This window comes from Ruegeria sp. CJ2, assembly GCF_056536745.1.
The window spans coordinates 282,919-294,933 of record NZ_JBQFQF010000003.1; the positions used below are offsets into that span (position 1 = coordinate 282,919).

Annotated in this window: 10 protein-coding genes; 2 read left to right on the forward strand and 8 right to left on the reverse strand. The window is 58.6% G+C overall.

Annotated features, from left to right (window positions below; translation table 11 throughout):
* Window positions 1–63: 63 nt before the first annotated feature.
* A complete protein-coding gene (locus ACR0MS_RS05930; RefSeq protein ID WP_480570521.1) occupies window positions 64–2,103 on the forward strand; it encodes a ComEC/Rec2 family competence protein in 2,040 nt (679 codons plus the stop codon).
* On the opposite strand, the gene lexA is transcribed toward ACR0MS_RS05930, so the two are convergent.
* The 6 genes from lexA to ACR0MS_RS05960 form a co-directional block, all read right to left on the reverse strand.
* A complete protein-coding gene (gene lexA, locus ACR0MS_RS05935) occupies window positions 2,097–2,795 on the reverse strand; it encodes a transcriptional repressor LexA (RefSeq protein ID WP_480570524.1) in 699 nt (232 codons plus the stop codon). The two genes, ACR0MS_RS05930 and lexA, sit on opposite strands and share 7 nt — an antisense overlap.
* A gap of 78 nt (window positions 2,796–2,873) precedes the next feature.
* On the reverse strand, window positions 2,874–4,046 hold the full coding sequence (locus tag ACR0MS_RS05940; protein ID WP_480570527.1) for a molybdopterin molybdotransferase MoeA: 1,173 nt from the start codon (window positions 4,044–4,046) through the stop codon (window positions 2,874–2,876).
* Window positions 4,043–4,516, reverse strand: coding sequence for a cyclic pyranopterin monophosphate synthase MoaC (moaC, locus tag ACR0MS_RS05945; protein ID WP_480570530.1), 474 nt, complete (start codon window positions 4,514–4,516; stop codon window positions 4,043–4,045). Before moaC ends, ACR0MS_RS05940 begins: the two co-directional genes overlap by 4 nt.
* The gene (trpC, locus tag ACR0MS_RS05950) at window positions 4,516–5,328 is read right to left on the reverse strand and encodes an indole-3-glycerol phosphate synthase TrpC (protein ID WP_480570533.1); all 813 of its coding nucleotides are present in this window, start codon (window positions 5,326–5,328) and stop codon (window positions 4,516–4,518) included. Before trpC ends, moaC begins: the two co-directional genes overlap by 1 nt.
* Complete coding sequence (trpD, locus tag ACR0MS_RS05955; RefSeq protein ID WP_480570536.1) at window positions 5,325–6,344, reverse strand: anthranilate phosphoribosyltransferase; 1,020 nt, start codon at window positions 6,342–6,344, stop codon at window positions 5,325–5,327. The genes trpC and trpD overlap by 4 nt, the downstream gene beginning before the upstream one ends.
* Window positions 6,341–6,922, reverse strand: a complete 582-nt coding sequence (locus ACR0MS_RS05960; RefSeq protein ID WP_480570538.1) for an anthranilate synthase component II — start codon at window positions 6,920–6,922, stop codon at window positions 6,341–6,343. Before ACR0MS_RS05960 ends, trpD begins: the two co-directional genes overlap by 4 nt.
* A gap of 132 nt (window positions 6,923–7,054) precedes the next feature.
* Here ACR0MS_RS05960 and ACR0MS_RS05965 point away from each other — a divergent pair, with 132 nt between their 5' ends.
* The gene (locus tag ACR0MS_RS05965) at window positions 7,055–8,539 is read left to right on the forward strand and encodes a divergent polysaccharide deacetylase family protein (protein ID WP_480570541.1); all 1,485 of its coding nucleotides are present in this window, start codon (window positions 7,055–7,057) and stop codon (window positions 8,537–8,539) included.
* Between the two features lie 36 nt (window positions 8,540–8,575).
* On the opposite strand, the gene trpE is transcribed toward ACR0MS_RS05965, so the two are convergent.
* Together trpE and ACR0MS_RS05975 are read right to left on the reverse strand one after the other, a co-directional pair.
* On the reverse strand, window positions 8,576–10,087 hold the full coding sequence (gene trpE / locus ACR0MS_RS05970; protein ID WP_480570544.1) for an anthranilate synthase component I: 1,512 nt from the start codon (window positions 10,085–10,087) through the stop codon (window positions 8,576–8,578).
* Between the two features lie 11 nt (window positions 10,088–10,098).
* Complete coding sequence (locus tag ACR0MS_RS05975) at window positions 10,099–11,940, reverse strand: peptidyl-prolyl cis-trans isomerase (RefSeq protein ID WP_480570547.1); 1,842 nt, start codon at window positions 11,938–11,940, stop codon at window positions 10,099–10,101.
* Between the last annotated feature and the right edge of the window lie 75 nt (window positions 11,941–12,015).

Sequence of the window (12,015 nt, forward strand, 5' to 3'; positions counted from 1 at the left end):
TTTGGTAACCGTGTCGGGCATAGTTTGGCGCCTGTCTAACGAGCCGGAGGGACGGGGGCAACCATGCGTGTTCTGGCACGGGTCGAGACCGCATTGCTGAACCAGACGGGGCACTTGTTCCAGTGGTCTCCGGTGTGCCTAGCCCTGGGTATAGGGCTGTACTTCACGCTCAGATTTGAACCGGAATGGCAGGTTTACGGGGCCCTCTTGGGTATCGTTGCCGTGATGCTATGGATCGTCCTTAGATCGCGATCGGTCTGGGTTTCCCTGGCGATTGGAAGTGCGCTTGTTGCGGTTGGGTTCATTTTTGCCGGTGCTCGCGCCCATTCAGTGGCCGAACCGGTTCTTGGTTGGCGCTACTATGGCCCGATCGAAGGGCGGGTGGTCGCGATTGATCGGTCCGCTTCAGACGCATTGCGGCTGACCCTTGATCAGGTGCGGTTGAGGGACATGCCAGAGGCCGTGCGCCCCCAGCGCGTTCGCCTTTCACTGCACGGCACGGATGTATCGGTGTCGCTGGGGCAAAGGATCATGACCACGGGCCACCTGTCCCCTCCGCAAGGCCCGGTTGAGCCGGGTGGCTTCGATTTTCGCCGTCACGCGTGGTTTCAGGGGCTTGGGGCTATTGGATATACTCGCGTTCCTGTTCTTAGGGCATCCGCTCCGGACGAATCTGGCCTGCGTATCACCGCGTGGCGCATGGCGATTTCCGACCATGTACGATCAAAATTACCGGGTGAAGTCGGTGGGTTCGCGGCTGCAGTAACCACCGGCGACCGCAGTGGAATGGGGCAGGAGGCGCTGACAACCCTGCGCACGTCCAACCTTGCGCATCTGCTTGCGATTTCCGGCTTGCACATGGGTCTGTTGACCGGATTTGTGTTTCTAGCCTGCAGGATCGCACTGTCTGCGTTACCCGTGGTTGCCCTCAGATGGCCGGTCCGCAAGTTGGCGGCGGTATGCGCATTGGTTGCGGCTGTCGTCTATCTGATGCTGTCTGGCGGAAACGTGGCGACCGAGCGTGCTTTCATCATGGCAAGTGTCATGTTGGTCGCCGTACTGATCGACCGCCGCGCGATTTCCCTGCGCGCGGTTGCGGTTGCGGCCATAATTGTCCTGTGTTTGCGGCCCGAAACCCTGCTGAGTCCGGGTTTTCAGATGTCATTTGCTGCGACAACAGCATTGGTCGCCGTATTTGGTGAGCTGCGCGATTACGGCCCTTTGCCGGGTTCCAAATGGCTTAAACCCGTAATAGGGCTGTTTTTGTCCTCCGCCATCGCTGGGGTGGCGACGGCCCCCATCGGGGCTGCTCATTTCAACAGTTTGTCGCACTACGGATTGCTGGCCAACATGCTGTCCGTTCCCGTGATGGGAACCGTCGTGGTGCCCGCGGCGGTGGTTGCTGCACTGCTTGCCCCGTTTGGTCTTGAGGGTGTGGCGTTGGGCGTAATGGGTATTGGGCTTGAGTGGATCCTGACAGTGTCCGACTGGGTGTCAGGATTGGATGGCGCGCAAAGCCACGTGGTCAGCCCGCCTTATTGTGTCCTGCCCATGTTTGCGCTTGGCGCTTTGTGGCTGGCGCTTTGGCAAGGGTCTGCGCGGTGGTTCGGTGGTTTGACGGCTCTGATTGCGTTCCTGTTTTGGGGGCAGGGAGATCGGCCCGAAATACTCATCGCTGAATCCGGAGGTCTTGTTGGTGTCATGACTGACAAGGGGCGGGCGGTGAGCAAAAGGAAAGGAAGCAGTTTTGTCGCCACCGTCTGGCTGGAAAACGACGGGGATGGCGTGGATCAGAGCCAATCGGCGGATCGCTGGCCTGGGGGTTCAGACTTGGTTCAACGTCATTTGTGGCGTGACAAAGAACTGATCCATATTACTGGCAAACGCGCCGCGCGCGTATTTGAAGAATGCGCGGACCATCAAGTCATCATTTCCGCGGTTGCTGTGGACCTGTCGGGCACTTGCCAGATCTTTGACCCTCAACGTCTTTCGAAAACCGGAAGCCTTGCGCTTCACGGAAATACATTCCGAACCAGCAGAGATGAGATTGGGAACAGGTTGTGGTCCCCATTTGAGGATAAGGACCACACGTTCGATCAATAGGTGCGGATCAAGCCAACCAGCCGGCCTTGGACCTTGACCTTTTCTTCGGGCAGGACGCGGGTTTCATAGGCGGGGTTGGCGGCCTCCAGAGCGATTGCGTGACCACGGCGGAAAAACCGTTTCAACGTCGCCTCCTGATCCTCAACAAGGGCCACAACGATATCACCGTTATCCGCGACAGAGGTTTCCTTGATTACAACGACGTCGCCATCATTGATGCCAGCGTCGATCATCGAGTCGCCGCGCACCTCCAACGCATAATGTTCGCCTTTGCCGGACACCATGCTACCGGGGACCGCAACGCGATGCGACACGTGGCTGATCGCCTCGATCGGCACACCAGCGGCGATGCGACCCATCACGGGCAGTTCCATGGCGTCTACCGTGACCGGTTCAAAATTCGCAGGCCTCGGGCCTTGCGGTTTGTCGCCCTCAATCACACGGGGTTTGAAAGCAACCGTTGGCTCCCCGCCAAGACTTTCCGGTAGCTTCACGATTTCAATAGCGCGGGCGCGATGCGCCAATCGGCGAATAAACCCGCGTTCTTCAAGCGCGGTAATCAGTCGATGGATACCCGACTTGGACCTCAGGTCCAACGCGGCCTTCATCTCGTCAAAACTGGGGGGAACACCATCCGCCTGCACGCGTTTGTGGATGAATTCCAACAAATCCAACTGCTTCTTGGTCAGCATTGCTCACACCTCGTCGGTCATGCGTTTTATTTTGTTCTACGCATGTTCACGTTTTGTGTCAATGGATTTGCGCGCCGGTCAGATCGGCAGGTACCTGACCATCTCTCCAACGGTGCGGGCCGGATCATTGGGGTCGCGAACCAATAATGCGTTTGCATGGGCCAATACACTCAGCAGGGAACTGTCCTGATCCTCGCAGGCCCGAATGCCGGTTTCGTCCAGAACGGCGCGCATGTAATGCTCGCGCGGGCCGTTTTCCGTCAAGGGCGCTGTTAGTGAAGCGCGACGGAAGGACGGAACGGCCTGTTCAATCCCCAACATGCGGTAGACCATGGGAACCAGGAACAAATACCCGCAAACCATTGCACTCACGGGGTTTCCCGGAAGCCCAACCATCGGTATGTCCCCCATTCGGCCAGCCATCAGAGGTTTACCGGGTCGCATTCGGATTTTGTAAAAAGACCTTTCCATGCCCAATCCGGTCGAGGCTTCGGAGACCAGATCGTAATCCCCAACCGATGCCCCGCCTATAGTGACAACAAGGTCCGCCCCCCGTGCGAGTTCAAAAGCGGCTTCCAGCGATGAAATGGTATCGCGCGCAATCGGGAGGATTCTGACATCCGCTCCAGCTTTTTCGAGTAACGCTTTGAGGCCAAACGTATTTGACGCGATGATCTGATCCGGCCCTGGAACCTCACCCGGCATCACCAATTCATCTCCGGTCGAGATTAGCGCGACCGATGGTTTGCATGTGACCGGAGCAACAGCGACGTTCATGGCGGCCATCAGCGCAAGATCTTCGGGTCGTAAACGACAGGGCGACGTGATCTTGGTGCCAGCTTTAAAATCCACACCTGAGGGTCGGATATTATCCTTGGGGCCGGGACTGTCCGTGATCGTTAGAAGATCTTCACGTCGTTCCGTATCTTCCTGAATTACAACGAAATCAGCACCTTCCGGAATTTGGGCACCGGTAAAGATGCGCACGGCTTGTCCGGCACCGACTTGGCCCTCGTACCGGCGTCCGGCCGCGGATTCGCCAACGATTTTGAACATCGCGTGCGGTTCCACCTCGGCCGATTTGACAGCGTACCCATCCATGGATGAGGCCGCGAAAGGCGGTTGATCCCGCGTCGCCACCACGTCTTCGGCCAAGACCCGTCCAGCGGCTTGCGCGAGCGGGATCGTTTCGATGGGCATTTGTGACACCAAATCGAAAAGCAGAGAGCGCGCGTCTTCAACCGTGATCATGACGCCTCGTAACGTCCTGATTTACCGCCGTCTTTCAGGATGACACGAATACCGCCAATCTCCATCGCTTTGTCCACGGCTTTGGTCATGTCGTACACCGTCAGCGCCGCAGTGGAGACTGCAGTGAGAGCCTCCATCTCCACTCCGGTTTGTCCGGATGTTTTGACGGTGGCCTCAATCTGGACGCCGGGTAGATCGGGATCCAATGTCAGTTCGACAGCTACCTTCGTAACGGGCAACGGGTGGCACAACGGAATCAGGTCCGGCGTTTTCTTTGCCCCCATAATCCCGGCCAGGCGCGCGACCCCAAGCACATCACCCTTCTTCGCGCGACCTTCGGAAATCAAATCAAAGGTTTCCTGGGCCATCTTGATGTGCCCTGCGGCAACAGCGACGCGGTCCGTCACGGCCTTGTCCGAGACATCAACCATATGGGCCTGACCCTGGGCATCAAAATGCGTCAAAGGCATCACATCACTCCGGGTATCAGCGGATTCGCCAACAGGGTGCGCGTCGCAAGCGCAACGTCGTCCTGACGCATCAGGCTTTCACCAATCAGGAAACTGCGCGCGCCATAGCGTGCGATATCCGCGAGGTCCTCAGAGGTGCTGAGGCCGCTTTCACACACGATTGTCCGATCCGCCGGCACCAGCTTGGACAGGCGTCTTGTCGTGTCAAGAGTGGTCTCGAACGTCTTGAGATTGCGGTTATTTATTCCAATTAGTGGGCTTTTCAGCTTGGTCGCGCGTTCCAACTCGGCTTCATCATGGACCTCGATCAACACGTCCATGTCCCAGTCGAAAGCTGTCTGCTCAAGCTCGGCGGCTTGGTCGTCCTCGACCGAAGCCATGATAATCAGGATACAGTCGGCGCCCAAAGCACGGGCTTCGACGACCTGATACGGATCATACATGAAGTCCTTGCGCAGCGCGGGCAATGAACAGGCCTCGCGCGCTTGGGACAGGTATTCTTTGGCGCCCTGAAAACTGGGCGTGTCTGTCAGAACGGACAGGCAAGCTGCGCCACCTTCCTCATAAGCTTGCGCAAGAAGGGGGGGATTAAAATCTGCGCGGATCAATCCCTTGGACGGGCTGGCTTTCTTGACTTCTGCGATCAGTCCATAGCCCTGACGTGCGGCGGTTTGGAGTGCTTTTGCAAATCCGCGAACTTCAGAGGCAGACTTGGCCTCACTCTCTAGTGTTTCCAGCGACTTATGCGACTTATCTGATGCAACTTCTTCGAGTTTATATGCCTTGATCTTGTCCAGTACCGTCTCGGTCATGCGGCCTCCTGAGTGATGCGGGCCAGTACCGCGATTTTGTCTTTGGCGCGGCCGCTGTCGATGCTTTCGGCTGCTTTGGCAACGCCTTCTTTCAAGTCTCCGGCAGCATCCGCCACAACCAGCGCAGCGGCGGCGTTCAGCAATACCGCGTCACGATAGGCTGACGGCGCACCGTCCAGTAGGGCGCGGAAGGCGACGGCGTTTTCTTCGGGGGTGCCCCCGATGATTTCCTCGAAAGGATGAACCGGCAGTCCGGCATCTTCGGGATGAAGCTCAACTTCCTTGATCACGCCGTCTTCGACGGACGCAACCCAGCTCACGCCGGTTATGGTCAGTTCATCGGTTCCGTCAGAGCCATGGACCAGCCAGGCGTGCTCGGACCCGAGCAGACCAAGGGTTTCGGCCATTGGGCGGATCAGTTCACGGCTAAATGCTCCGGTCAGTTGTCGTTTGACCCCGGCAGGATTGGTCAACGGTCCGAGAATGTTGAAAATCGTCCGGGTGCCCAGTTCTTGGCGGGTGGGCATGACATGCGCAATGGCGGGATGATGCATCGGGGCCATCATGAACCCGATACCGGCCTCTTCCAGAGCCTTTTCAACGGTTTGTGACCCGACCATCACGTTGATTCCCAGCTGTCCCAGCGCATCAGCCGCGCCAGATTTTGAGCTGAGGTTGCGGTTGCCGTGCTTGGCGACCGTGACACCGGCGCCTGCGACGACAAACGCAGTTGCGGTCGATATGTTCAGCGTCCCCTTGCCGTCGCCACCGGTACCAACGATATCCATCGCGCCTACCGGGGCTTTGACGGCGTTGCATTTGGCACGCATCACGGCAGCGGCTGCCGCATATTCATCCACCGTTTCACCACGCGTGCGCATGGCCATAAGCAACCCACCGATCTGGCTGGGGGTAGCTGCACCGTCAAACAAGATGCCAAAAGCCTGTTCTGCTTCGGCACGGGTCAAGGGCCGGTCGGCCGCGGTGCCGATCAACGGTTTAAGAGCGTCGCTCATGCGGGGACTTTCATTTCGGACAGGAAGTTCTTGAGCAGGGCATGGCCATGTTCGGAGGCAATGGATTCAGGATGGAACTGCACCCCGTGGATCGGCAGCGATTTGTGTTGCAGGCCCATAATGGTGCCGTCTTCCAACTCGGCGGTGATCTCAAGGCAATCGGGCAACGTGTCCCGGTCCACGATCAGGGAATGATAGCGTGTTGCTTCAAAGGGTGAGGGCAGTCCTGCGAACAGGCCTTTGCCCGTGTGATGCATGGTGCCCATCTTGCCATGTACGATTTCGTGGCATCGGGTGACCTTACCGCCAAAGGCTTGACCTATGGTTTGGTGCCCCAGGCAAACCCCCAGCAATGGCGTCCCGGTTTCGGCCGCCGCCTCTGTCAGGGCCAGGCATATTCCGGCCTGATCCGGGTCGCACGGGCCGGGACTGAGAAGGATACCGGCCGGATTCATGGCCATCGCTTCCTGCACATCCAGTGCGTCGTTACGGCGGATGACCATTTCAGCGCCAAGTTCGCCTAAATAATGGACGAGGTTGTAGGTGAACGAGTCATAGTTGTCGATGAGCAGCAGCATTTGGGCACTTGTCTCGGATTGGGCATTTCGGGCTGGCGATGCAGCCCCGAGCCGCGATATAATGTTTGCACATACATGCTCAGGCTTGCGGGGCAGCGTCAAGAGGACATCCCATTCTTGACGAACCGGCAGGTGAGTGCTGCGCAAGATGGCACACTGGCGGTCGAAGCAGGAATTAGACGAGAGGCAATTGTTATGGGCGGATTTGTGGGTGGAATGATCGCAGGCGCGGTCGTTGTGTTACTGCTTGGCGCAGTTTTGTCCCTGAATACACCTTTGACCAGAAAACCGATTGTTGCCGAGGACGCTCCGGAACCGGCGCCGGTGGAATCAGTTTCAAACGACTCGGACGTGGAAGAAAGCGTTTCCGATGCCGGGCTTGTCAAAATTCCACCGCAAGACGCTGAACCGGCCGAGGAACAAGCGGATACACTGGCAGGATTGGATGAGGCGGAAACCGCCACAGACACGCAGCCACAGGTCAACGATACGGCAACTCAGGTTGAACAGGCGACTCAGCCGACAGAAGCGCAGGATGTGACCGTGTCGACCGAAGCACCGATTGCGCCTCAGGCACCTGCGCCGTTGCCCGAGACGCCGTTGGAAGAAACGGGACCGGAGGTGGCTGAACAGTCGCCTGTGCCCTCTGCTCCTGAGGTGGAAGAAGTTGAAGTGGAGGAGGCGCCACAGGACCCGGTCGATGAAGTCGCGGATGCCGAAACGCTGGATCAGGTCGAGACCTTTACTCAGGATAACCCGATCGCTGTTGAAGGGGATGAAGAGGTTGCTCCGCCCGAACTGCCGCGGATTGCGTCAGTCCCCCAGATCGGAGGCGAGCAGCCCGGTGAAAACTCGATTTCGGTCGGCAAGCGTATCGTACCCTTGACCGAGCGTGATGACGCACCGATTGCTGAAACGGCTGCCGGCACCGTTGCGACGACGGGAAAACCGATTGAAGATTATTCGGCCGAGTTTGAAAACCCTGATGCAAAACCCTTGATGTCGATCATTCTGATCGACGACGAAGGCGCGTTCGGTGCCGAGGCGCTGCAGGATTTCCCTTACCCGATTAGTTTTGCCATCAGCCCCACTGATCCGGATGCTGCCGAAAAGATGGCCAGGCACCGCGCGGCCGGGTTCGAGGTTCTGGCCATGGCCGACTTGCCCAAGGCGGCGAGCGCACAGGATGCCGAGGTCTCATTGTCCGTGTGGCTGGATATGCTTCCTGAAACAGTAGGTATTCTCGAAGGTGTTGAGACCGGAATTCAGGGTAACAGAAAACTGGCAGATCAGGTCGCCGCAATTGCAGGTGGCACGGGGCGCGGATTGATTACGCAGGATAACGGTCTGAACACGGTGCAGAAACTGGCCGCGCGTAACGGTATTCCGTCGGGTGTGATCTTTCGTGACATAGACGGTGCCCGTCAGGACCCCAAAATCATGCGGCGCTTTCTGGATCAGGCTGCGTTTCGTGCCGGTCAGGAGGGAACTGTCGTCATGCTTGGCAGGTTGCGGCCCGACACGATCTCAGCCCTGCTGTTGTGGGGGCTGGAAGATCGCGGTGGCCGCGTCGCGATGGCACCGATTTCGGCAGTCATGAAGCAAGAAGTTCAATAAGACTGGTGAGAGGCCAATCCCGGATTGGCCTCTCGCTTAGCTGTTTCCGCTGCCAGTAAATCGCGCAGCATCTGCGGCTGCGCGCCTAATCGCGTTGGACTTGTGGACGGTCTCCATGAATTCTGCCTCGGGGTTGCTGTCGTAAACCACACCCCCGCCTGCCTGAATGTACAGTTTGTGGTCCTTCACGATCGCCGTTCTCAGCGCGATACACATATCCATGTCGCCGCCTGCGCTGAAATACCCTACGCCGCCGCCGTAAATTCCGCGCTTTTCAGGCTCTAGTTCGTCGATGATTTCCATCGCCCGCACTTTGGGCGCGCCCGAGACCGTGCCCGCCGGCATTCCGGCAAAGAACGCGTCCAATGCGTCCTTATCGTCAGCCAGCTCACCGACGACATTGGATACGATGTGCATGACGTGGCTATAGCGTTCGATGATGAATTCTTCTGTCGGACGCACCGTTCCGATTTTTGCGACCCGACCGGTGTCGTTACGGCCCAGATCCAGCAGCATCAGATGTTCGGCCAGCTCTTTCTTGTCGGCCAGCAGATCCACCTCGTTGGCCTTGTCCTCTTCGGGGGTTGCTCCGCGTGGTCGGGTCCCGGCGATCGGACGGATCGTGACCTCATCCCCAAACACCCGCACAAGAATCTCGGGGCTGGCACCGACAACCTGAAAACCGCCGAAGTTGAAATAGAACATGAACGGCGACGGGTTTGTTCGTCGCAGGGAGCGGTAGAGCGCAAAAGGCGGCTGCGGGAAGTCCTGCGTCCAGCGTTGCGCGGGAACGACCTGAAAGATATCGCCAGCCCGGATATATTCCTTGGCCTTTTCAACGGCTTCCATGTAGCCGGACTTGGTAAAGTTGGATACCGGCGCGGCGACCTCGGACGCATCCCCCAAATCGCGCGTCTCGGCAGGCATGGCGCGTTCAAGATCGCGCACCGCATCCATGACACGTTCTGCCGCCTGCGCGTAGGCAGCTTTTGCGGATTGTCCTTCGCTGACCCAGGCTGGCGACACGACGGTCACCTCGCCCTTCACGCCATCAAGCACTGCGACGACCGATGGTCGCAGCATGACCGCATCCGGCAGGCCAAGCGGGTCTGGGTTCACGTCCGGCAGATATTCGACCAGACGAACCATGTCGTATCCCAGATACCCGAATAATCCGGCGGCAGCCTGCGGCAGATCTTCGGGCAGCGCGATCCGGCTTTCGGCCAGCAGCGCCCGCAAGTTGTCCATTGGGTTGCCGTCTTGCGGGGTAAACGCCTCGGGGTCGAACCGGGCCGAGCGGTTCAGGGCCGAGGTTTCGCCTTGGCACCGCCAGATCAGGTCAGGTTTCATACCGATGATCGAGTACCTTCCACGGACTTCGCCGCCAGTCACCGATTCCAGCATAAATGCATCTTTTTGCGCACCGGTCAGCTTGAGCATCAGCGACACCGGAGTGTCCAGATCAGCGGCCAGACGCGTGTAAACGACCTGATTTTCACCCGCCTCATAAGCGCGTGCGAAACTGTCGAAATCTGGGGTAAGGGCCATCTTTGGTCTCTTTAATAGCTCGCTTGCACGGCGTTCAGGGCACGCTGATCCACGACGGGGCGGGCACGCACCTGCGCGTCGCGGACATATGCATCGAAAATGTTCTGTGCCAGAGCTTGGTTCAACTGCGCGGCCAATGCTTCTTGCGCCTGACGCAGCTCGTCGGTCTCATCCGGCGGCAACAACTCATCCAGACGCACGATCAGGGCGGTTCCAGCGCCGGGAACAACGCGCAGCTCACCGGGCTCCATCTCGAACACCTGCGTCATGAAGTCGGCTGGCACGTCATCAAGAAAGGCCGTGCGGGTGAGGGCATTTTCCACCCGGAAGGGCAGGCCTGTGGCCGTGAAATCACCGTCTTCTTTCAGTTTCTCCAGAACCACATTCGCCTGTTCCTCAAGGGCTTTGCCGGTTTCGGCCAGGGTCCAAGCCGCCGCCACGCGTTCGCGGGCTGTATCCAGTGGTTCAGGTCGGCGGGGCAGAACGTCGTTCATTCGCATCGCAAAGATCGAGCCGTCTTCCAGAAAGGCAACCTCGGGGAAGTCACCTTCCTGAACTGCTTCGGCGGCGGAACGAAAGCCCTCATAGGCCGTGACACCGTCTTCGCTCTGGCGTGTCCAGTCGATCTGTCCCAATTCCATCTCGGTTTCGGCAACAAGTTCTTCCAAGGTGGCACCACCGGCCAGCAAGTCATTGATGTCCTCGGACTGTGCCTCGATCTGACGGCGCGCGCGGTCTGCGGCCAGTTCTTCGCGCAGGATCGGGGCTGCGTCCTCAAAAGAGGTGTTGTTTTCCGCAAGCGAGCCATTGATCCGGAACAAGGCAGGGCCGAAAACCGACGGCAATGGACCGACAACGGTATCCAGTTCTGCCGCGAAAACGGCGTCGGCGGCATCCTGCAGATCTTCGCGGGTCACGTCGCCAAGGTCGACGTCGCTGAGTTCAAGCTCGCGATCACGTACGAGTTGCTCAAAGGAGGTTCCACCGACCTCAAGCTGCGCCATTGCATCTTTGGCCTCTTCCTCGGACGGGAAGGGAAGGCGTTCGACCAGACGGCGCTCGGGTTGCAGGAACTCAGCCGAGCGCTGGTCATACATGCGGCGAACCGAATCCTCGTCAACCTCAACACTGTCCAGCAACATGTCAGGCGACAGGATGGCATAGGTTAGCTGCTTGGTGCGGGGCAGGGTGAACTGGTCGGAATTCTCATCATAATACGCCTGCACCTGCGCGTCCGTCGGGTCGGGGACCGGCGTCGTCAGGGCATCTGGGGCCAGCGTTGCGACGGTAAAGCTGCGCCGCGCGCCGATGAAGTCTGTCAGGACATCGGTCAGGGTCTGCGGCATCTCAACACCGCCCATGATCGCGCCTTGCACGATGGTACGGGCCGATTCCTTGCGCAGGTCGGTCTCGAACTCAGTGTCAGTCATGCCAACCTGTTCAAGCTGGAACTGATAGGCTTCGCGGTCGAATGTGCCGTTGACGCCCTGAAAGGCAGGGATGGCCAGAATTTCCTTTTGCAGGTTCTCATCACCGATCGAAATGCCAAGCAAGCCAACTTCGTTGTCAATCGCAGCCAAAGCGGTCAGGCGGGACAGGGCAAGCTGATCCAAGCCGAACTCAATCGCCTGAGACATTTGCAGCGGTTGGCCGGTCTGACTTTCGACGGCGCGAATTTCGCGCTGAAGCTCACGCACATACTCGTTGACCGAGATATCCTCGTCGCCCACCTGCGCCACTGTCCGAACCGTTCCGGTCAGGCTGGTTGCCCCAAAACCGGCCAGACCCAGCATCAGAAGGCCCATCAATATCCAGACAAAGGTCTTCGAAAGGTTTTTCATGCCTGCGGCCATTTTGCCCTCTTTGTGCTTTTTGGCAGGTTACTGCCCCGTCGGTTGCGGCCCTGAATACGACGCGCACCGCCGGGG